This is a genomic window from Telluribacter roseus, assembly GCF_017355915.2.
GTDB lineage: Bacteria > Bacteroidota > Bacteroidia > Cytophagales > Spirosomataceae > Telluribacter.
Genome location: NZ_JAFEUV020000014.1, coordinates 98,969 through 120,654 on the forward strand (window position 1 = coordinate 98,969; position 21,686 = coordinate 120,654).

At 53.0% G+C, this 21,686-nt stretch carries 18 protein-coding genes; 11 read left to right on the forward strand and 7 right to left on the reverse strand.

Annotated elements, in window-relative coordinates:
- Positions 1-39: 39 nt before the first annotated feature.
- Both JTN23_RS21135 and JTN23_RS21140 read left to right on the forward strand, forming a co-directional pair.
- Positions 40-519, forward strand: a complete 480-nt coding sequence (locus JTN23_RS21135; RefSeq protein ID WP_247237054.1) for a hypothetical protein — start codon at positions 40-42, stop codon at positions 517-519.
- Positions 520-641: 122 nt separating this feature from the next.
- The gene (locus JTN23_RS21140; RefSeq protein WP_247237055.1) at positions 642-1,868 is read left to right on the forward strand and encodes an NADP-dependent isocitrate dehydrogenase; all 1,227 of its coding nucleotides are present in this window, start codon (positions 642-644) and stop codon (positions 1,866-1,868) included.
- A 62-nt stretch (positions 1,869-1,930) separates the two neighbouring features.
- Here JTN23_RS21140 and JTN23_RS21145 read toward each other — a convergent pair whose 3' ends face one another.
- Together JTN23_RS21145 and uxuA are read right to left on the reverse strand one after the other, a co-directional pair.
- Positions 1,931-2,695 carry an SDR family NAD(P)-dependent oxidoreductase gene (locus tag JTN23_RS21145; RefSeq protein WP_409049466.1) on the reverse strand — a complete coding sequence of 255 codons (765 nt, stop codon included), beginning with the start codon at positions 2,693-2,695 and terminating at the stop codon, positions 1,931-1,933.
- A gap of 19 nt (positions 2,696-2,714) precedes the next feature.
- Positions 2,715-5,987: a mannonate dehydratase gene (gene uxuA / locus JTN23_RS25865; protein WP_262918602.1), complete on the reverse strand. Its 3,273-nt coding sequence runs from the start codon at positions 5,985-5,987 to the stop codon at positions 2,715-2,717.
- Between the two features lie 320 nt (positions 5,988-6,307).
- Between uxuA and JTN23_RS21160 the strand changes: the two genes are divergently transcribed.
- The 3 genes from JTN23_RS21160 to JTN23_RS21170 all read left to right on the forward strand — a co-directional run bounded on the left by JTN23_RS21160 (position 6,308) and on the right by JTN23_RS21170 (position 10,155).
- Positions 6,308-7,459: a LacI family DNA-binding transcriptional regulator gene (locus tag JTN23_RS21160; protein ID WP_247237056.1), complete on the forward strand. Its 1,152-nt coding sequence runs from the start codon at positions 6,308-6,310 to the stop codon at positions 7,457-7,459.
- A gap of 123 nt (positions 7,460-7,582) precedes the next feature.
- A complete protein-coding gene (locus tag JTN23_RS21165; protein WP_247237057.1) occupies positions 7,583-8,800 on the forward strand; it encodes a pyridoxal phosphate-dependent aminotransferase in 1,218 nt (405 codons plus the stop codon).
- A gap of 284 nt (positions 8,801-9,084) precedes the next feature.
- Complete coding sequence (locus JTN23_RS21170; protein ID WP_247237058.1) at positions 9,085-10,155, forward strand: ferredoxin--NADP reductase; 1,071 nt, start codon at positions 9,085-9,087, stop codon at positions 10,153-10,155.
- 63 nt (positions 10,156-10,218) lie between these two features.
- Here JTN23_RS21170 and JTN23_RS21175 read toward each other — a convergent pair whose 3' ends face one another.
- The 3 genes from JTN23_RS21175 to recF form a co-directional block, all read right to left on the reverse strand.
- Complete coding sequence (locus JTN23_RS21175; protein ID WP_247237059.1) at positions 10,219-12,138, reverse strand: M56 family metallopeptidase; 1,920 nt, start codon at positions 12,136-12,138, stop codon at positions 10,219-10,221.
- A 2-nt stretch (positions 12,139-12,140) separates the two neighbouring features.
- Positions 12,141-12,515, reverse strand: a complete 375-nt coding sequence (locus JTN23_RS21180) for a BlaI/MecI/CopY family transcriptional regulator (protein ID WP_247237060.1) — start codon at positions 12,513-12,515, stop codon at positions 12,141-12,143.
- A 387-nt stretch (positions 12,516-12,902) separates the two neighbouring features.
- Positions 12,903-13,988: a DNA replication/repair protein RecF gene (gene recF / locus JTN23_RS21185; protein WP_247237061.1), complete on the reverse strand. Its 1,086-nt coding sequence runs from the start codon at positions 13,986-13,988 to the stop codon at positions 12,903-12,905.
- A 140-nt stretch (positions 13,989-14,128) separates the two neighbouring features.
- On the opposite strand from recF, the gene pdhA reads away from it, so the two are divergent.
- The 6 genes from pdhA to serS all read left to right on the forward strand — a co-directional run bounded on the left by pdhA (position 14,129) and on the right by serS (position 19,684).
- Complete coding sequence (pdhA, locus tag JTN23_RS21190; RefSeq protein ID WP_247237062.1) at positions 14,129-15,157, forward strand: pyruvate dehydrogenase (acetyl-transferring) E1 component subunit alpha; 1,029 nt, start codon at positions 14,129-14,131, stop codon at positions 15,155-15,157.
- Between the two features lie 204 nt (positions 15,158-15,361).
- Positions 15,362-16,063 carry a tetratricopeptide repeat protein gene (locus JTN23_RS21195; RefSeq protein ID WP_247237063.1) on the forward strand — a complete coding sequence of 234 codons (702 nt, stop codon included), beginning with the start codon at positions 15,362-15,364 and terminating at the stop codon, positions 16,061-16,063.
- A 114-nt stretch (positions 16,064-16,177) separates the two neighbouring features.
- Entirely contained in the window at positions 16,178-16,672 is a 495-nt protein-coding gene (ribH, locus tag JTN23_RS21200; RefSeq protein ID WP_247237064.1) for a 6,7-dimethyl-8-ribityllumazine synthase, read from the forward strand.
- The gene (locus JTN23_RS21205; RefSeq protein ID WP_247237065.1) at positions 16,669-16,932 is read left to right on the forward strand and encodes a CBU_0592 family membrane protein; all 264 of its coding nucleotides are present in this window, start codon (positions 16,669-16,671) and stop codon (positions 16,930-16,932) included. Before ribH ends, JTN23_RS21205 begins: the two co-directional genes overlap by 4 nt.
- Positions 16,933-16,985: 53 nt before the next feature.
- Positions 16,986-18,344 carry an aspartate kinase gene (locus JTN23_RS21210; RefSeq protein ID WP_247237066.1) on the forward strand — a complete coding sequence of 453 codons (1,359 nt, stop codon included), beginning with the start codon at positions 16,986-16,988 and terminating at the stop codon, positions 18,342-18,344.
- A 65-nt stretch (positions 18,345-18,409) separates the two neighbouring features.
- Positions 18,410-19,684, forward strand: coding sequence for a serine--tRNA ligase (serS, locus tag JTN23_RS21215; protein WP_247237067.1), 1,275 nt, complete (start codon positions 18,410-18,412; stop codon positions 19,682-19,684).
- A gap of 98 nt (positions 19,685-19,782) precedes the next feature.
- Here serS and JTN23_RS21220 read toward each other — a convergent pair whose 3' ends face one another.
- Both JTN23_RS21220 and JTN23_RS21225 read right to left on the reverse strand, forming a co-directional pair.
- Positions 19,783-20,634, reverse strand: a complete 852-nt coding sequence (locus JTN23_RS21220) for an SDR family oxidoreductase (RefSeq protein ID WP_247237068.1) — start codon at positions 20,632-20,634, stop codon at positions 19,783-19,785.
- 168 nt (positions 20,635-20,802) lie between these two features.
- Positions 20,803-21,672 (reverse strand): helix-turn-helix domain-containing protein, encoded by an 870-nt coding sequence (locus JTN23_RS21225; protein ID WP_247237069.1) that lies wholly within the window; start codon positions 21,670-21,672, stop codon positions 20,803-20,805.
- Between the last annotated feature and the right edge of the window lie 14 nt (positions 21,673-21,686).

Below are 21,686 nucleotides of genomic sequence, written 5' to 3' on the forward strand. Positions count from 1 at the left end.
GGGGCTTTTACACCTAAAAATAGCAGGTCTACTTTTACCATGAAAGCTTTCTTCCTTGCCATTTCGTTCTGCATCCTTACCAGCGCCTGTAACTCTCAACCCGCCTCCACCAGGAAGGAGACGCAGGGGCCCGCAGTTACGCCCATTATCGTTATCAAGGAAATAGCCAACCAGACGCAGGAGGATCTTGAACACATCCTGGGCCTGACGAGCAGCTTTCAGCCCCTGAACCAGGAGGAACTGACGGTTTGCAAAAACTGCCAGAAGTACATCTACAAGAATGGCCTCGTCCGCATTGTCTATATCAACGACATGGCCGACTGGATCACCGTCAATCCGCCAGATTCTACTCCCGTACGGGATGCACTCCCCCTGCTGGGCCTACCCGCCACACCACCCGATAGTAAGACAGACTCCCTGAGCCGCTGGAAAGGGGTACATGGACTTAAAGAAATCAATGTATATACCACCCCCAGGGGCACTATTGATTATATACTGGTAAAGTCCTTTACGCTCTGAATAGTACTATCAAGTACCACAAAAGCACCAATCTGTATCTAACCTTCGGCTTTTAGCTTAGATTTTGTACTTTTGGGCCGATGTTGAAACAAATAATATTTGGCTACTAATTTTATTACCACATGAACAAAATTAAAGTTGCTAATCCGGTCGTTGAGCTCGACGGGGATGAGATGACCCGCATCATCTGGAAATTCATCAAAGAAAAACTCATTCTGCCGTATCTGGACGTAGATATCAAGTACTATGACCTCGGCATCGAATACCGCGACGAAACCAATGACCAGGTAACCATTGATGCCGCCAACGCGATCAAGCAGTACGGTGTAGGTATCAAGTGTGCTACCATCACGCCTGACGAAGCCCGCGTAGAAGAGTTCGGCCTGAAGCAGATGTGGAAGTCGCCCAATGGTACTATCCGTAACATCCTGGATGGTACTGTATTCCGTGAGCCTATCGTGATGAGCAACGTACCCCGCCTCGTTACTACCTGGACTTCACCTATCATCGTAGGTCGTCACGCGTTTGGTGACCAGTATCGCGCTACTGACTTCGTAGTACCCGGCAAAGGTAAACTGACGATGAAGTTTGAAGGTGAGGACGGAACTGTACAGGAGTTTGAAGTATTCAACTTCCCTGGTGGTGGTGTAGCCATGGGTATGTACAACCTCGACGAGTCTATCCGTGGATTCGCTCGCTCATGTATGAACATTGGTCTGCAGAAGGGCTGGCCGGTATACCTCTCTACCAAGAATACCATCCTTAAGAAATACGACGGTCGCTTCAAGGACCTGTTCCAGGAAATCTACGACACCGAGTTCAAGGCTAAGTTTGAAGAAGCGGGTATCGTATACGAGCACCGCCTCATCGACGACATGGTAGCTTCGGCTCTGAAATGGAGCGGCAGCTTCGTATGGGCTTGTAAGAACTACGACGGTGACGTACAATCTGACTCGGTAGCGCAGGGCTTTGGCTCACTGGGTCTGATGACGTCGGTACTGGTTACTCCCGATGGAAGTACTATGGAGGCTGAAGCTGCCCACGGTACCGTTACCCGTCACTACCGCGAGCACCAGAAGGGTCGTCCTACGTCTACCAACCCGATCGCTTCCATCTTCGCATGGACCCGCGGTCTGGCGTTCCGTGGTAAACTGGACAACAACCAGGAGCTGATCAACTTCTCTGAGACTCTCGAGCGCGTATGTATCGAGACCGTCGAAAGTGGTAAAATGACGAAGGACCTGGCAATCATCGTACACGGTAACGACGTGAAGCACGGTGAGCACTTCCTGTACACGGAGGAGTTCCTCGAAGCCATCAACGAAAACCTGCAGTCGGCTCTGGCCTAAGGTGTAGTACTGGTTATACATAAATGAGCCGCCGATTCCCCAGGGAGTTGGCGGCTCATTTTTTAGAATCCAATTGAATTACCCCCATCCACCGGCAGCGACACCCCCGTAATAAACGAAGCGGCTTCGGAGGAGAGGAACACCGCCGCCAGCCCAATGTCTTTGGGAGCGCCCAGCCGCGCCATCGGCGTACGGCTCATGGCACGCCGCAGACGGTCCGGGTCGTCGTTCATGGCTTTGAGGAACATAGGCGTTTCGATGAAGCCGGGAGCAATGGCATTGATGCGGACGTTGTGCGGCGAAAACTCCGACGCCAGGATCTTGATCATACCTTCCAGCGCCGTCTTGGAGGCTCCGTAGGCGGCTACCCGATCTATGCCGTAGTAGGCAGCCATGGAGGAGATCATCAGGATAGAGCCGCTCCGGCGGGCAATCATGTGGCGGGCACACTCACGGGTCAGGGAGAATACCGCGTTGAGGTTGGTCATCAGAATACGGTCAAACTCCTCGTCTGTTACATCCAGCGCCGGCTTTTTCATGTTAATCCCGGCATTGTTAATGAGTATGTCAATGGGGCCGCAGGTCTTTTCAATATGCTGCACCAGGGCCGGGAGCTTCGCCCGATCTGTCACGTCGTTGACTACGTAGTAGGCCCTTTCGCCCAGGGTATCTACGGCTTCTTTCAGCATTTCTTCGCGGCGGCCCGTTATGACCACCCGGGCTCCGGCCTCGACGAGGCATTGGGTAGTAGCCAGTCCGATGCCGGTACCTCCGCCGGTCACCAAGGCTAATTTGCCTTCCAATGAAAAAGATTGTGTCGTATTCACAGCTTGTATTTTCTGGTAATTAACGTAATTGATAAATGCGCACCAGCTTCTTGATTTCGTCCAGCGTGCGGGTAGGCTTGGGCAGGTCAGCGGGGATAGGGCGCTTGGAGTACGTCTGGAAGTACAGCACGCAGGCGTCGCGCCACCACTCGGCTTCCCGCTTCTGGATCTGCAGGCGGCCCGCCACATCAGCGTATAGTTCGGGATCTACGGAGTCCTTCACGCTGTCCCACTGCCGGATCATCTGCTCCACCGACTTTACGCCACCGTAGTAGCGGTAGCAAAGTTCTTCCCACAAGCTACGCCCATTAGCCATCTTGTGCGACCAGGGTACATGGTGAAACCAGAGCAGGTACTTGTCCGGCGTGGTTTCCAATACTCCCCACTGCTGCTGCAACTCCGGCGTGTACTGCGAAAGGGCGTTGGAGCCGGTTTTGGTACGGTCGAAGCCAATACCCTGCGCATCGGCGCGGTGGTAGTAGAGGGAAGTCCAGTCGGGACGTTGGCTCTTCTCCAGCCAGGGCTGCGGCCCGTAGTGGATACTTTCGCCCATGATGTGGTGCAGCCCCAGGGGCGTCATGTAGTTAACCGCCGCCTCCCGCGATTCCATCAAGATATTTTTAATGGTAGCCACCACCTGCGGCTGGCGGGTGAGCGTCATCTTGATCCACTCCTCGGCGATCTGCTCTGACGACAAAGTATGGTCCCACGCCAGCCGCCCGTAGGCGTACCAGTTGGCCTGCCCCACGGGGTGACCGGTCCAGTTGCGGTCGGAGCCGACATTGGATACACCAGCCATGCCGGTATGGTTGTAGCCATGAAGGCTTCCATCCACTACCTCGGCTACCGTAGAGCCAAGACCTTTGATGTAGGTGTCGCTGTCGAGGGTTTCTTTAAAGAGTGGCGCCTCGTACACCAGGTGCGTAGCAAAGCCCAGGTACTCCTGCGTAAGCTGAAACTCCATCATCAGGGGCGTTTGGGGCATCTGGCCGAACAGCGGGTGAAAGGGCTCGCGGGGCTGGAAGTCAATGGGACCATTCTTGACCTGTACCAGTACCTTCGGGTCAAACTGTCCGTCGAAGGGCTTGAACTCCTCGTAACCTGCCTTGTAGCGGTCGCCGTTGGGGTCGGCTTTGTAGACAAAGGCCCGCCACATCACAATGCCATCGTAGGGCGCCAGCGCCTTAGCCAGCATATTGGCCCCGTCGACGTGGGTTCGGTTGTAGTCCTGCGGACCGGGCTCGCCTTCTGAATTGGCTTTCACCACAAACCCACCAAAGTCCGGAATGATGGAATAAATCTCCTTCACCTTCTCGTTCCACCACTGCTGTACGGCCGGGTCCAGCGGGTCGGCGGTGGGCAGACCACCCACGTTGCGCGGCGCCGTAAAGCGCACCGACAGGTACACCCGAATGCCGTAGGGACGAAATACATCCGCCAGAGCCTTCACCTTGTGCAGGTACTCGGCCGTCATGAAGCGGGCGCTGGCGTTGACGTTATTGACTACCGTGGCGTTAATGCCGATGGAAGCGTTGGCGCGGGCGTACTCCTTGTAGCGCGGGTCAATGACCTGCGGCAGGTCGTACCACTTCCAGATGGACGAGCCTGCGTAGCCCCGCTCCACAGTACCGTTAGGGTTGTCCCAGTGATTGAGCACGCGGTACTGTACCTTGGGACTGGTAGTAATATTCAGCTCCGACAGCGGGCGCAGGGTCTGCAGGTGACGCAACAGCCCGAAGCTCCCGTACAGCAGGCCTTTTTCGGACTTAGCTGCTATGATAGTTTGGTTGCCTTTGCGGTAAATGTGGTACCCTTCCGGCCCTACTTGTTCCTGCTCATCCAATTGAAATACAATATCACCTTTACCCGAAGTCTGCTTTTGCACACTGACTTTGGTACCTACTAACCCCTGCAAACCCGTCTGCAGCTCCTCCACGGCTACCTGCCGCATGGGGGAGTTTTCGGTATTGACGATGGAGGTAAAGGCAGTGGCGTAGGCCCGCTGCAGGGCCGCATCCTGTATCCGGTCGTATTTGAGCCAGAGGCGGTAGCCGTCGTCGGCTTGGGTACTTGGGGCTACCAGCATACCTACCAAAAGGAATACCAGCGCCAGCGAGCGCCGGATGGCCAGCTCCATACCGCGTAATTCGGCCAGCCCCTTGAGGCGGCCAATGGCCGAGTAGCCGGGGTAGGTGGTTTTGTGGAGGTCGTCCAGCATCTGGTGACCGTGGTCGGGGCGCATGGGTAGTGCGCTGTCGGGGCGGCCGGCCTGCTGCCGTCGCTGCTGTTCGAGAGTCAATTCTTTCATAACGCTATACATATCTACATCGCCGGTCAGGTGGTCGGCTTCGTGAAAATTACGGGGCTCATCAGCATCGCGCTTTGTGGAGCGCAGATGCACGAAGTGGATCCGGTTGCCCAGGCGCTGTACCATACCCGGGAGGTCGTTGTCGGCCCGGACACCCAGCGAGCCGGTGCAGAAGGTAATGCCATTGGCCCGGACGGGGCAGGCATTCATCAGCGCCTGCAGATCGGCTTCGGTACTTACCACGCGGGGCAGCCCCAGCAGCGGACGCGGCGGATCGTCGGGGTGGATGCACAGCCGTACGCCCAGCTCCTCCGCCACGGGTGCTACCTGCTGCACAAAGTAGTGCAGGTTGGCGCGGAGGGCGTCGGCGTCTATATCTTTATAAGTATCCAGCAGGGACTGAAAGGTAGCCAGCTCGAAGGCCTCTTCCGAACCCGGCAACCCCAGCAGTACCGTCGCGGTCAGCGTCCGGAGTTCTTCCTCCCCCATCGACTCAAACCGCCGCCTGGCCCGCCCGATGGTATCAGCATCGTAGTCCTGCTCCGCACCGGGGCGCTTCAGGATGTGGAGGTCAAAGGCCACAAACTTCTCCCATTCAAAGCGAAGCGTACGGGCACCGTTGGGTAGCTGGTATACTACATCCGTCCGTGACCAGTCCAGTACCGGCATGAAGTTGTAGCACACGACCTGTATGCCGCAGGCCGCCAGGTTCCGCAGCGACTGCTTATAGTTTTCAATGTACTGCTCGCGCGAAGGCAGGCCCTTCTTGATATCCTCGTGGACGGGAAGGCTTTCCACCACCAGCCACCGCAGCGGCGTTACTGCCTCCGGAGCCTGTTCGATCAGTTGCTGCCGCTCCCGTATAGCCTCCACTGACCATACCTCTCCGACGGGTAGTTGGTGCAGGGCCGATACTACTCCTTCACAGCCTGCCTGCCTAATATCGTGAAGCGAAACGGGGTCCTTCGGCCCGAACCAGCGCATAGTTTGTATGAAAGGCATCTTTACTAATTACAATTTAGGACCTTCTTAACTACCAATTGACCAAGCCAAAGCTCCGGTACCTCTATTCGAAGCTATATGGATTCTCCTATTTACAACTATAAGAATAAAACATTTTAAACCCAAAATAGCACAATAGCTATCGGTATCGTTTTCGAAAACGATACCGATAGCTACCTAACTTTAACTATATTTGAGACAGTCGGTGGCGGTAAGCCAGAAGGAAAAAGCCGTGGGGTAAATATCTCCATAAGTACTGACGTAGAGTACTACCTGAAAAATACAATTCAACGATCTGGTACATGATAGAATGTGTTAAGTGCGGCCAGGTAGATGCCATCAAGCGGGCGGGCTTTGTGCGGGGAAAGCAGCGGTTCCACTGCCGGCACTGCAGCTACCATTTTGTGGTGGCCGATCCGGCTCCCGCCAAACCCGCCAGACGACAGGCTACCATTATGGACATTGCCCAGCATCTGGGTATATCTCCTTCCACGGTATCACGGGCCCTGCTCAACCGCTACGGCATCAACGAGCGAACCAGAGCGGAGATCTTACGGGTGGCGCAGGAACTGGACTACCAGCCCAACCTGCTGGCCCAGAGCCTCAGCAACAGCGAAACCCATACCATCGGAGTGATTATTCCCGACATCGAAAGGCCCTTCTTTGCATCGGTGGTCAGCGGCATTCAGCAGGTGGCGTCGGCGTCGGGTTACCGGGTGATGGTGTGCCAGTCCAACGAATCGCACCAGATGGAGGTAGCCAATGTACAGGCGCTGGTAGCCAGCCGGGTCGACGGACTGCTGATCTGCCACTCCACCGAAACTACCTCCTTTGACCACATCCGGTTGCCGCACCGCAAGGGGCTGCCCATTGTGCACTTTGATCGGATCTGCGAAGACATTGATACTTCCAAGGTAGTGCAGGACGACTACGGCGGGGGCGCGGCCATCGCCGAGCACCTGCTTCGGCAGGGCTGCCGACAGCTGGCCATCTTTGCTGGCCCCCCGGAGCTGCTGATCAGCAGGAGGCGGGTGGAGGGCTTCCTGAGTACCCTGGCCGATCAGGGCATAGCAGCGGATGGGGTACGGGTGGTCCATAGTCATTTCAAACCGGACGAAGCACTCCATACTCTGCGGGAATGGTTGCAAAGCCCTGCCCCACCCGATGGCATTTTCTGCGTCCACTACGGCAATGCGATAGATATGATGCTGGACCTGAAACAGCGGGGCATACGCATACCGGAGGAGATAGCCATAGCCGGCTTTGGGGAAGATAGGCTGGCGGCTGTGATAGAGCCCGGCCTTACCACCATCCATCAGCATCCGTTCCAGATCGGGCGCCAGGCGGCACTGCTGTTTCTCAACCAGATCATGGCTCCGGAAAGCTTCGTACCTACTACGCATCAGGTAAAAGGCGAACTAATTGTGCGTCAATCAACCCTTCGGCGAGGCTGAATAGGCACTTTGCCATTTTACAGAAAAAACTTCTTTTTGTTATAGACAGTACTCCAATAAAAAACTCCTAACTTTGCGGGCAATTTGTTGAAACCGTTTCAATTACTTTAATTTTTTAATGCAATGTCCGCAGTAGCAGAGCAAGCGCGGTTGCTGGCCGACCGCATCAACGCCCTCGAAGAATCTTCGACGCTGGCGATGACCAAAAAGGCCCGTGAGTTGGCTGCCGAAGGCCACAAAGTAATTAGTCTGAGTGTGGGAGAGCCTGACTTCAAGACTCCCGCCCACATTTGCGAAGCCGCCAAGAAAGCCATTGACGATGGATTCCACGGCTATTCGCCCGTAGCAGGGTACCCTGATCTCCGCAAGGCGATTGCTGATAAATTGAAACGCGACAACAACATTGACTGGAAACCTGAGAATATCGTGGTATCAACGGGTGCCAAGCACTCCCTGGCCAACGCGATTCAGGTACTTGTAAACCCGGGTGACGAGGTGATCATCTTCGCTCCGTACTGGGTAAGCTACTCCGAAATGGTTAAACTGGCCGAAGGAAAGTCAGTGGTATTGGAAGGAGCGTTCGAAAATGATTTTAAAGTAACGGCTGAGCAGCTCGAAGCGGCCATTACGCCTCGTACCAAGGTGGTGATGTATGCGTCACCTAACAACCCTACGGGGTCGGTGTACTCGGAGGCTGAGCTTCGCTCTATCGCGGCGGTACTTGAGAAGCACGACAATATCTTCGTGGTAGCCGATGAGATCTACGAATACATCAACTTCACCGAAGAAGGCCACTTCAGCATGGGTTCTATCCCTGCTCTGAAAGACCGTGTGATCACTGTAAACGGGGTAGCCAAAGGCTTCGCCATGACCGGCTGGCGTATCGGATTTATCGGTGCTGCCAAGTGGATCGCCGACGGTATCGAGAAACTGCAGGGACAGGTAACATCAGGTACCAACTCCATCGCTCAGAAAGCCGCCGTGGCTGCTTTCAACGGACCACTGGATGCTACCCGCGAAATGACTAAGGCGTACGCCCGTCGTCGTGACCTGGTGGTTGGTCTGCTGAAAGAGATACCTGGCTTTAAGGTGAATGTACCTCAGGGCGCTTTCTACGCGTTCCCTGATGTAAGCTACTACTTTGGCAAGTCAGATGGTAAGACCGAAATCAAAGATTCGGACGACTTCTCCCTGTGGCTGCTCAATTCAGTATATGTATCAACAGTAGCCGGTTCGGGCTTCGGAGCACCTAACTGTATCCGTATCTCAACTGCTGCTGCGGATGAAGCACTGACCGAAGCCGTACAACGCATCAAAGATGCCGTTGCTACGCTGAAGTAATCTTATATACTCACTAACAAAAGCCCCGTCGGTAGCCACCGCGGGGCTTTTGCGTTATAGCCGAGCCAGTACTTATACTATATGTCAGCAGATCGACGGCCCTATTTTCCAAAATATGAGCTGAACCTGATGCTGCTACAATGAGTTGTACAGTGTAGCACAGGGAAAAATAGGATAAATCGAAAAACCATGAGTTATTTTGTACTCGCTGTGGAGTACTCATGCAGTAATACGAGTGGTGGCTCCCTCCTGAGCCCTGCACATGAACAAAAGTCAACTATATAATGAGCAAATATTACTATCTGAAAGTAAAAGAAGTGGAGCGCGAAACACCCGATGCCGTTACCATCCACTTCTGGCATCCACTCAACGAAGTGGTGAAGTATAAGCCCGGCCAGTTCCTGACCCTGCTCCTGCCGCACGAAGGTACCAAGGTACGTCGCTCCTACTCCATGTCCAGCTCTCCCTATACCGATGTGTCGCTGGCGATTACGGTAAAGCGGGTACCTAACGGCTTCGCCTCCAACTACCTGATCGACTCGGTAAAGGAAGGTGATGTAATAGAGGTCATGGAGCCCATGGGTAACTTCACGCCTGAACTGGACGCTGACCAGGCACGCACGGTGGTACTGATCGGAGCCGGTAGTGGTGTTACGCCCCTTATATCCATCGCCAAGTCGGTACTGATCGTGGAGCCGGAGAGTACAGTACGTCTGCTATACGGCAACCGCACCGAGAACAGCATTATTTTTAAAGAGAAAATAGACGCCCTCGTTACTAAATACGGAGAGCGGTTTCAGGTGGTACATACGCTTACGCAGCCACACGAAACCTGGACCGGCGAAACGGGCCGCCTGAATAAATCGCATATTCTTAAACTCATGGAGAAGTGGCCCGCTACGGATCCCACTAGTACCGACTACTACCTCTGCGGCCCCGAGGATATGATGGAGGAAGCCAAGCGGGCGCTGGATGTGCTGGGCGTTCCTAAGGAAAAGGTACACAAAGAAAGCTTCCTGACGGCCACTACCGCCAAGGCGCACGGCGAGGTAACGCTGGAAGAAAACGACGGAAGTATGAAAACACGCGAAATAACAGTACTGTATGAAGGTAGTGAGTACAAGTTTAAGGTAGAGCCCCACCAGACGGTACTGGAGGCGGCCCTGGATCTGGACATTGACCTGCCCTACTCCTGCCAGGCAGGTATGTGTACTGCCTGTATGGGCCGCTGTGTATCGGGCAAGGTACACCTGGACGAAGAAGATGCCCTGTCAGAAGCTGAGCTGAAGGCGGGCTTCATCCTCACCTGCGTCACCCACCCTATGAGTGATGATGTAGTGATTGAGGTAGAATAAGCGAGCTATACATGTTAACTAAAAAGCCCTGACTGGATGATCCAGTCAGGGCTTTTTAGTTGATTACTTCTTTTTGGCCGGAGGCGTGGGCGGAACCGGAGGTGCCGCAGGTCGGGCCGGAGTAGCTGGCACCGGCGGAGCCACGGAGCCTTTCGGTGTAGTACCAGCCTTGACAGCTGCCTTAGCCGGACGAGGAGCGTGGGGCGCATCGGGGGCTGGCGGCGGCGGTGGGGGCGTAGGCAAGTATTTCTCCATTCCCCGCGCTTCCAGTTCCATTTTGCGGCCTAGCGTTTCCAGCTGACGGCTAATCTCTTCTATCTCCTGCTGGGTCTTCCGGAAAGGTTCGCCAGTGGTTTCGGCCTGTCTTCTTCCCTCAGCAATCTGGGCGTTAAGCTGGGTCACTTCCTGCTCCTGGGCTTTTATCTGCTGCTCTATTTCGGCCAGTTGCTTCTCTACCTCGGCTTCGCTCAGTTTAACTGCTCCTGCTTTCTGATTTGGGTGTAGTAAGACCGAGCGCTTCTGGATTAATTTCTCGCGGGCCTCCATCAGCTTATCTTTCTTCCACTCTATCTTTTCCCACTCCCGGTCGTAACGTTCCTGCTCAAAGCGGTGCTTCTCCATGGTCAGGTGCAGATCTTCCATGCGGCGGTGCAGGGGCTCCATCTGCTGCTGCATTACTTCCATTTTTTTGTGGAATGCCTCCAGCTTCTCCCGCAGCGTATCGTTCATTTTAAATTGCCAGTCGTGGTTGAAATCAAATTTGAAGTCATAGGCCATTTCAGGCATGTTGATATTCTCGGTGTCTATATCAATGTCTAACTCTATATCTTCCATTTCCTCCATATCAACCTCTGCTTCCTCCTCTACCTCTATGGTGGTATCCGCGTAGGCTACCGATAAGTACGGAATATCTTTGACTTTGGCGGTAGTGGCTTTAACTGCTTTTTTATCCTGCTTCCGCTCTACGGCGTATACCGACACACCTATCAGTACTCCGGCTACTACCAATAGTACCGGCAAGCCCGCCCACATCCGTACTGGCTTAGGCGCCAGGCCCAGTACCCGGCGTACACGCTGCAGAAGTACCGGCTTTTGGGAAGCAAATGGTACAGCCAGCGCCGGACTCGACTGCCACTCCGCCACCCGCACCAGCGCATGGGCCAGCGACATCCTATCACCGGAAATGGTAATGGCTATATCGTCGCAGCAGTGCTCACGCTCGGTACGTACCTTGTTTGACAGCCACCACAGCGCCGGGTGAAAGAAGAATACCACCTCTACAAACGACTGCAGCAGATTGACGAGGTAGTCGTGCCGACGGATATGCGCCAGCTCGTGCGCCAAGATAGCCTCTACCTGTGCCGGTGAAAATCCGGTCAGCAGCCCTATTGGTACCAGCACCACCGGACTCAGCGCTCCTACCACCATAGGAGTAGTGATACGGGTGCTCTCGCATAGCTCTATCGACTGCGTAATATTAAGCCGGGCCGTCAGGATGCTAAAGCGGTTGCGCCACTCCCGATCAGCCACCGGCACGGCTCCGCTCCGCAGGTACTCGACGTACAGCCAGCTACCCATGAAGCGCAGCATCAATAGTCCGGCGCCAATCAGCCAGCACACCACCAGCTCGGTAAGATGCGTATTGACCCACAGGCGAACCTGACTGGCCAGCGATAGCTCCACCGGCCGCCACAACAGCGCCGAAGCGGCCCCAGTGGTAGCGATGGCAGTAGCGCCGGCCGCTGTGGCGGTAGCCTTCGCATCCTGGAGGTAATAGGCCAGCGTAGCGAGCGAGCCTACTACCTGAGCAATCAGCAGGCCAATACCTAGTCCGTAGCGTGCCTGCGCCGGTCGGTTACGAAGCAGGTAGAAGCCCAGAACGGCTACCAGTGCCAGCAGAGCTCCCTGCCAGAGCGCGTGCAGGAGCATCCAACCCACTGCACTCACAAGAGATTCCGGAAGTATACTTAGTAAGTCTTTCATGGCTAACGATTGTTTTCGATATCATTGAGTAGTTTCCTGATTTCATCCAGCTCCTCCTGCGATGCCTTGTGGTTGCCCAGGGCCTGCATGACCAGCCGGGCCGCCGAGCCGCGGAAAGTAGTTTCAACAAAGCGATCCAGGAGTGTCTGCTGGGTTTCTTCCTCGCTGACACCTGCCGTATAGATATGGGAGCGTCCTTCCTCCGAGCGGTGGAGGAGGCCCTTCTCGTGCATGATCTGCATGAGCTTCAGGGTGGTTGTATAGCCGGCCTCTTTGGTAGCGGCCAGGTATTCGTGTACCTGCCGTACTGTACTTGGTCCCTCTTTCCACAGGTAATGCAGAATCTCGAGTTCCGAATCAGTTGGTTTTAGACTCATGGCTTTATCAGTTTTTTACCTACGAAGATCTTCGTAACAAACATATACGAAAATATTCGTACTTGCAAGAGGTGTCTACGAATATTTTCGTAGAACGTTCTTAAAAAATGTTAATCGAGAGGTATCAGGCCTGAAACTGTACGAAAGATGGAGGAATGGGCTCTAAGGTTGCATCAGGAGTATGTAGAAAAAAGGTTTATGCTTTTGGGGAGCCGGGAGTGTCGCTCCTACGGAGCTTGAAGAACAGGGGGAATAACTAGCCCTACTAAAGTACCGCCCCTCCGGAGCTGCATCTCGTATTAAAGCTAAACCTTCGGCGCAGCTCTCTTAGCATTTCGACAGGTACTGCGGCGAATCATCTGCAATTGTAATCAGAAGATTTCTTCTCTACTTCCCGATCTCAAAGAAGCGGACATCCGCCTGAACGTGATCCAGAATACGGTGGGAGCGCTCAGGGCGAGCGTCGGTAATGAATACCTGTCCCAGAAAACCATCATCAATGAGCTCGATCAGTTTGTGGATGCGGCGGTCGTCGAGCTTATCAAATATATCATCGAGCAGGAGCATGGGTTTGGTCTCCTTTTCATCGGCCAGGAGTGCGTACTGCGCCAGCTTCAGCGCTATCACAAATGACTTTTGCTGCCCCTGCGAGCCGAACTTCTTCAGAGCCACTCCGTCAATCTCGAATACATAGTCATCCTTATGTACGCCTTTAAGCGTACGCTGCGCGTGCAGGTCGCGCGAGCGGTGCCGACGAAACTCTGCACCAAAGTCCTCTACGGCTACTTCGCTTTCGTAGATAATCTCCACGCGCTCCCGCTCGCTGCTCAGGTAGGCGTAGTACTTCCGGAACAGGGGCAGGTACTTATCCATAAAAGTACGGCGATGTTCGTAGATACGCTGCGCCAGCCCAATGAGTGGCTCGTTGTATGTCTCGAGCATATCCTCGTCGAGGTAGTTGCGCTCGGCAAAAAGCTTGAGCAGACTGTTGCGCTGGGTGAGCAGCTTGTTGTACTGCAGGTAGTCGTCGAGGTACGACGGGTGAAGCTGCGCCAGGACTCCGTCGAAGAAACGCCGCCGCTCTTCACTAATGCCACGCACCAGGTCGGTATCGTCGGGCGCGATGAGTACCACGGGGTACTGCCCAATATGATCGCTTAGTCGGTCATAGGATTTTTTGTCGGCCATCAGCACCTTACGCTGGCCGCGCTGCAGGCTGCAGGTGATCTGGGTACCTCTGTTCGCCTTCCTGAAGATGCCATCCAGTACAAAGAAATCGGCGGTATGGTGGATATTCAGAGCATCCTGGCTTTGAAAGGCACTTTTGGTGAGAGCTAAAAAATATATGGCGTCCAGAAGATTGGTTTTTCCGCTTCCATTCTCCCCCACGAGGCAGTTTACGCGCTCTCCAAATGTAAAACTCCCCTCTTCATAACTTTTAAAATAGGTAAGGTGGAGTTTTTCGAGCCACATGAACTTCTTTGTTAGGGACTTTATGCTTAATTTCGCAGGTCTTTGACATTTGCCCGGTAAAATACTTCCGGAAAAACAGGACTTTATTCAAACCAACAACGGACAGACAAAGTTCTGTCTTTATAAACGAGAACCAATACATGGCTACCGTTAAGGAGAAAAAGAAAGAATCAGCTAACAAGTTGCAGCACCCTACCGAACGTTACATGTTCTGGTATGAGAATATGCTCCTGCAGCGTCGTTTTGAAGAAAAAGCCGGCCAGCTATATGGCCAGCAGAAGATCCGCGGTTTCTGTCACCTGTACATCGGGCAGGAAGCCTGCTCATCAGGCACAGCTTCGGCGCTTACCCCTGATGATAAGTATATAACTGCTTACCGCGACCACGGTATGCCCCTGGCACTGGGTACTGATCCCAAGGCTATCATGGCTGAGATGTATGGAAAAGAAACCGGTACCACCAAAGGAAAAGGTGGCTCGATGCACATTTTTGACAAAGAGCGCAACTTCATGGGTGGACACGGTATCGTAGGAGCTCAGATCCCACTGGGAGCTGGTATCGCCTTTGCCGAGAAGTACAACAAAACCGGTAATGTATGTATCTGTTTCTTCGGAGACGGTGCTGTACGTCAGGGTGCCTTCCACGAAGCCTTCAACATGGCTATGACCTGGAAACTTCCGGTGATCTTTGTCGTAGAAAACAACGGATACGCGATGGGTACCTCGGTGAGCCGTACCTCTAACGTAACTGAGCTCTATACCCTGGGCGAGGCGTACGATATGCCTTCGGAGCCCGTTGATGGTATGAACGTAGAGGCCATTCACGATGCTGTATCACGTGCTGCTGATCGTGCCCGTAAGGGTGAAGGACCTACCTACCTTGAGTTCCGTACGTATCGCTACCGTGGTCACTCGATGTCGGATCCACAGAAGTACCGTACCAAAGAAGAGGTAGAAGAGTACAAGCAGCGCGACCCTATCGAGCAGGTAAAAGCTACCATTCTGGAAAACGGCATTGCTACTCAGGAAGATCTGGATGCTATCGAGGCCCGTATCAAAGCGATCGTAGCAGAGTCGGTACAATTTGCCGAGGAGTCTAAGTACCCCGATCCTAAGGAAGCCTACACAGATGTTTATGTTGACCAGGACTATCCGTTCATCATGGACTAAGGTACCTGTATCCTATAAAAAAAGCCCGTCGTTGCCTTCCGGCTCCGGCGGGCTTTTTCAATTTATCTGATACTCTTTTCAATATAAAGGAACGCTAACAAGATATTTAGGGTTTTGTTTCGTTAAAGAGGAAAGAATTATAGTGCAACTTGTTTGAGTTAAAGAAGTTTTCATAACTTTGCACTCCAAATTTCAACCATTTGTATGAGCAAGAAAAATACTGCGGGTCCCGGGTTGGAGATAATCGAAAACCCCGAAGCTCTGGCCGGTCAAATTAACAAGGCCGAAGGCTTCTTCCGCACAAACCAAAAAGTGTTGTTGGGTATTGGTGGCGCTATTCTGGTAGCGCTTGTGGCGTTTGCCGGGTACCGGTTCTATATGGACGGTCAGGAAGAGGAAGCTCAACGCGCTCTTTCCAGCGTTATATATAACTTTGAAAGTGATTCATTGCAGCAGGCACTGAACGGTAGCGGCGGAAACGAAGGTTTATTGAGTATTGCGGATAGCTACGGTAGCACCGATGCCGGTAATCTGGCCAGCTTCTATGCCGGTGTTGCTCTGTTGAAACAAGGCAAGTACGATGAGGCTATTGAGCGTCTGAAAGATTTCAATTCATCGGATCTGTTGGTACAGGCTCGTGCCAAAGCATTGATCGGAGATGCTTATATGGAAAAAGGTCAGCCAGCTGAGGCGATTGACTACTACAAAAGAGCATCTGATTACGAAGCGAATCAGTTCTTCACTCCTATTTATTTGATGAAACTAGCGACTGCTCAGGAAAAAGCTAAGCAGCCTAAGGACGCTATTGCTTCCTATAAACGTATCATTGAGGAATTCCCTATCTCGGCAGAAGTGGTAAATGCCAAGAAATACAAGGGACTCCTCGAGGGACAGGTCGGCGAGTAATGGGTCACGTACCGCCTACCCCCATGAAAGGATAAAGCCGACCCGGCTTTATCCTTTTTTGTTATTCACGGTTTATAGTCTTACACAAGTATCTAATCAACATCGACTCTTACTATGTCTACTGCTCATAAGAACCTCAGCGAATTCAGTACCGAAAGCCTCCCTGACATCAGCCAGCGTACGTTTGCCATTGTCGTAGCCGAGTGGAATACGGAAGTGACGGAGAAGCTCTTCGAAGGAGCTTACCAGACGCTGCTCAACCATGGTGCTACTCCCGAGCGTATCCTGCGTGGAAATGTACCGGGTAGTTTTGAACTGACGCTGGGATCGCAGTGGTTTGCGGAGCGTGACGATGTAGACGCCGTCATAGCGCTGGGAGCGGTGATCCAGGGCGAAACCAAGCATAACGATTACATCAACCATGCCGTAGCCCAGGGGCTTACTAACCTGTCGCTGAAGTACAACAAGCCCGCGATATTTGGAGTATTGACTCCCAATACCATGGAACAGGCGCTGGACCGCGCGGGTGGAAAACACGGTAATAAAGGAGATGAAGCCGCGATCACAGCTATCAAGATGCTGGGGCTTAAAGCGCAGGCTGCTCGATGAACGAGAAGTTATGGATTGATATAGTAGGGTGGATAGGATCCGTATTGGTGGTCGGTGCCTACGCTCTGAATATTAGTGGCCGCCTGCGCGCCGATGCCCCCTCCTACTTGTGGGCCAATGTCGCAGGAAGTATAGGCTTGATCATAAACACTGCCTATGCAGGGGCCTACCCTTCAACCGGTGTCAACGTAGTGTGGGTTTTCATTGGCCTGTGGGGGCTCTGGAAAAGGAAGAAACTAGTAAAGATTCCTAAGTTATAGTACCCGTAGTACCTGTTTAATCATCCGTTTTTTACAATCAATCACTAAGTAAGATGCAAGTCTGGAAATTTGGCGGCACCTCGGTTGGAAAGCCTGAGCGCATGCATTCGATCAGAAACCTAATTACGTCTACCGATACGCGAAAGATCGTGGTACTGTCGGCTCTGTCGGGTACTACCAATGCCCTGATCTCCATGGGAGAGTCAGCCAAAGCGAACAATGATGCCGAAGCTACCCAGAAGGTAGATGAACTGAAAGCCCACTACGATAGCTTTATCCAGGAGCTGTACCAGACCGAAGAAGGCCTGGCGACGGGACGTAAGGTCGTGGAGAATGAATTTTCGTTTATCCGTTCGCTGATCGGCATTCGTCCTTTTACCATTAAGCAGGAGAAAGAACTGGTGGCCGAAGGGGAGCTACTGAGTACGCAGATGTTCCAGGCGTACCTGGCTGAGCAGGGTGAAAACTCGGTGCTGTTCCCGGCCCTTGAGTACATGCGCATTGATGCCGATGGCGAGCCCGAGCTGGATGTGATTGAGAGGAAACTGACTACCATGCTGGAGCAGCACCCCGACAAGCAACTGATCATTACGCAGGGCTTTATCTGCCGCAATCCGCGCGGACAGATAGATAACCTGAAGCGCGGTGGCTCTGACTATACGGCTTCGCTGATTGGTGGAGCGATCCGGGCCGAGGAGATCCAGATCTGGACCGACATCGACGGCATGCACAACAACGATCCCCGCATCGTGAAGCGTACGTTCCCGATTCGTGAGCTGACCTTTGAAGAAGCGGCTGAGCTGGCCTACTTTGGCGCCAAGATCCTGCACCCAAGTACCATTACGCCCGCCAAGATGCGTAATGTACCGGTACGCTTAAAAAATACGCTGGAACCCGCGGCTCCGGGTACTCTCATTGCCAACCAGACTACTGACCGTGACATCAAGGCTATTGCGGCCAAGGATAACATCACGGCTATCTACATTCACTCGACCCGTATGCTGAATGCCTACGGCTTCCTGCGTCGGGTGTTCGAGGTATTTGAGAAGTACAAGACCCCGGTGGATATGATTACTACTTCGGAAGTATCAGTATCCGTTACCATTGATAATCCGGAGCGTCTGGCTGATATTACCGCCGAATTGCGCGAGTTTGCCGACCTGGAAGAGCACGATCTGGAGCAGTCCATCATTTGCATCGTGGGTAACTTCAGCGCCGACAAGGAAGGTATTGCTCTGAAAGTACTGGATGCCCTGAAGCACATACCGATCCGGATGATCTCCTACGGAGCTTCTGAGCACAACCTTTCGCTCCTGATTCATACCAAGTACAAAGCCGATGCTCTGAATGCCCTCAACGAGCGCCTCTTCTACTATGAAGATGCGATGAAGGGAATTTTTACGGCACCGTAATAAATATACCTATTTTTGTAGCCTCGTACTCACCGTACGAGGCTTTTAGTTTATTCTTATTTGATATGCTACAGACAACCTTTATACGTGATAACAGGGAGTTAACCATTGCCGGACTTACCAAGAAGCGCTTTGCCAACGCCGAAAGTGCGGTAGATCTTATCCTGAACCTGGACCGTCTGCGCCGGGAGACCCAGCAGGAGCTTGATTCTATACTGGCTCAGTCCAATGCCAAAGCCAAGGAGATCGGTGGATTAATGAAACAAGGCAAGAAAGAGGAAGCTGAGGCCGCCAAAGCCGAAACAGCCTCTTTGAAGGAGCGCTCCAAGGCACTGGATGAGCAACTGAAAAAGATTGAAACCGAGCTACAGGACGAACTGGTAAAGCTACCTAACCTTCCGCATGAAAGCGTACCCGAAGGCCGCACCGCCGACGATAACGTAACGGTACTGGAGCAGGGTAAAAAGCCGGTACTTCCCGAAGGGCATCTCCCCCACTGGGAGCTGATCAAGAAGCTGGATATTATAGATTTTGAACTGGGCAATAAAATTTCCGGAGCGGGCTTTCCCGTTTACAAAGGCAAAGGGGCTCGTCTGCAGCGGGCAATGATCTCGTTCTTCCTGGATGAAGCGGCCAAAGCGGGTTATACCGAGATACAGCCCCCGATCCTGGTCAACGCTGACTCCGGCTTCGGAACCGGCCAGCTTCCCGACAAGGAAGGACAAATGTACCACGCCACCGCCGACGATCTGTACCTGATCCCGACGGCCGAGGTACCTATTACCAATATCTACCGCGACGTCATTCTGCAGGAGAGTGAGCTTCCCGCTAGGAACGCCGGCCATACTCCCTGTTTCCGCCGCGAAGCCGGTAGCTGGGGCGCCCACGTACGCGGCCTCAACCGCCTGCACCAGTTCGACAAGGTGGAGATCGTACAGATCCGGAGGCCGGAGGAATCCTACGCAGCCCTGGACGAGATGGTAGACCACGTAAAAGGTCTGCTCGAAAAGCTGGAACTCCCCTACCGGATTCTGCGGCTCTGCGGGGGCGATATGGGCTTTACCTCCGCACTTACCTTTGACTTTGAGGTGTGGTCGGCGGCGCAGGAGCGCTGGCTGGAGTGTAGCTCCGTATCTAACTTTGAAAGCTACCAGGCTAACCGTCTGAAGCTGCGCTACAAAGTAGAAGGCAAGACGCAGCTCCTGCATACACTGAATGGCTCCGCGCTGGCCCTGCCCCGCATCGTAGCCGCTCTGCTCGAAAACAATCAGCAGGCCGACGGTAGTATCCGTATTCCACAGGCACTGGTACCTTACTGTGGATTTGATAGAATCGGGTAAAGCTACTTTTACTTTCGGATAAAATATAAAAAGCCGCTAGCTGATGAAGGCTAGCGGCTTTTGTTTAACCCATTCAGTCTATCTTACATAAAGTACTTTTAAGCACCTTTGAGTGTCTCAGCGACCGTTTCCGACAGCGGAGTAGTGGGGCGGCCAATGAGTGCGGAAAGCTGACGACTTTCATCATACAAAGCATCCTCCGCAGCAGCGGCATCCCATCCGGCAATAGCCTGCGCCAATCCCTCCGGCAAGCCAAAGCTGGCAAGAGTAGCGGCATATTCATCCTGTGACATGTTTTTGTACGGAATGGCTTTGCCCGTTTGCAGAGAAACTTCGGCAGCCAGATCACTAAGTGTGAACGCTTCATCACCGGCCAGTTCGTACACTTTGCCCTCGTGCCCTTCACCCGTTAACACAGCTACTGCCGCTTCTGCATAGTCGGCGCGTGCCGCTGAAGATATTCTGCCCTCACCGGCACTGCCAATAAAGGCACCTGCGGCCAAAGCACCCGGAATAGAGCCAGCGTAGTTTTCGGTATACCAGCCATTGCGGAGGAGTGTGTAGGGAATACCTGCCTCTTTCAGCGCAGCCTCCGTAGCGCGATGTTCGCCCGCGAGACTAATTTTGGAGATATCAGCATGGAGAAGGCTTGTATACACGATCCATCTGACACCGGCTTTCTTCGCTGCCTCAATGACATCCTGGTGCTGCTTCGCCCGTTTTCCTGCTTCGCTACCTGAGATGAACAACAGGGTATCTATCCCACTCAAAGCACTATCCAGCGTTTCGGGCTTGTTGTAATCGGCTTCGCGCGCCTCTACGCCTAGGTCAGCCGCCTTCTGTGGCGAACGAACCAGCGCAACAAGGCTGTCGGCGGATACTTTCCCTTTCAATTTGTCAATGACGAGGCGGCCTAAGTGCCCCGTAGCTCCAGTGATTCCTATTTTCATTGTACGTTACGTTTTAATTTACTTTTTCCATTGCGACATCCATCACAACAGTCTTCGCTGGATCTCTCAATGAGTACCTGCTCTGGATTACGGGTACAAAGTTCGTACCTGGCCAGGGGCCGGAAAAGGTAATAATGGGACTAAGTATGATACTTTTGGGATGACAGACTACGTGGTGAACTGCTCCCTGAACTCAACCGGCGTGTTGCCATTGTGTTTGCGGAAGTACTTGATAAAGTTGGTAGGCTCCTGAAAGCCCAGCTCATACCCTATTTCTTTGATGCTTTCACTGGTATGGGACAGGAGCCTCTTTGCCTCCAGCATTACCCTGTCGTTAATGATGGCTTTAGGAGACTTACCCAGTACCTTAGAGGTCGCCTGGTTCAACCGCTTTTCGGACACGCTCAGGCTGGCGGCATAGCTGCTGACCTGTTTTACTTGTTTGTAGCGGGCTTCTACCAGCTCTTTGAATAGAACCGTATACTCCAGATCGGCGCCTTTCCTGATCTCTATGAAATTCTGTCGCCTTCGTTCCCGCTCGGCCAGTAGCAGGAAATTGTGCAGGTAGTTTTTCAGTATGTCTGGCTGGTACACTTCATCGCTGGCCTGCAGCTCTCTTTCCATAAGGGAAAAGAGGCTGGAAAGTACCGGCGAGGCCTCATCGAGTTGCAGGTAGGATATCCCCAAAAGATCATTGAACAGAATGGTACTGCGTAAGTACCTGATGTCCGCCTCCGACCTGCAAAAGAAATTATCGGTGAATAGGATGGCCTTCGCCTCAAATCCGCCCCTGGAATCAAACAGTTGAACGGTATCCTTATTCAGGAACAGTAGCGTGTTGGGCTGTATAGGTACAGGATTGAAATCAACTATGTGAGTAGGAGTACCCGTCTGAAACCAGACAATGTGATAAAACGCGGTACGATGTGGGGCGGTGAGTTCCTGTCGGCTCTGTTTGAATAGTGCTGAGATAGATACAATCTCAAATTCAAAGGGCATGCCCTCCTTGAAATCATAACTTTTGATCGGCTCTGTCATCGTAGCGAAACCTT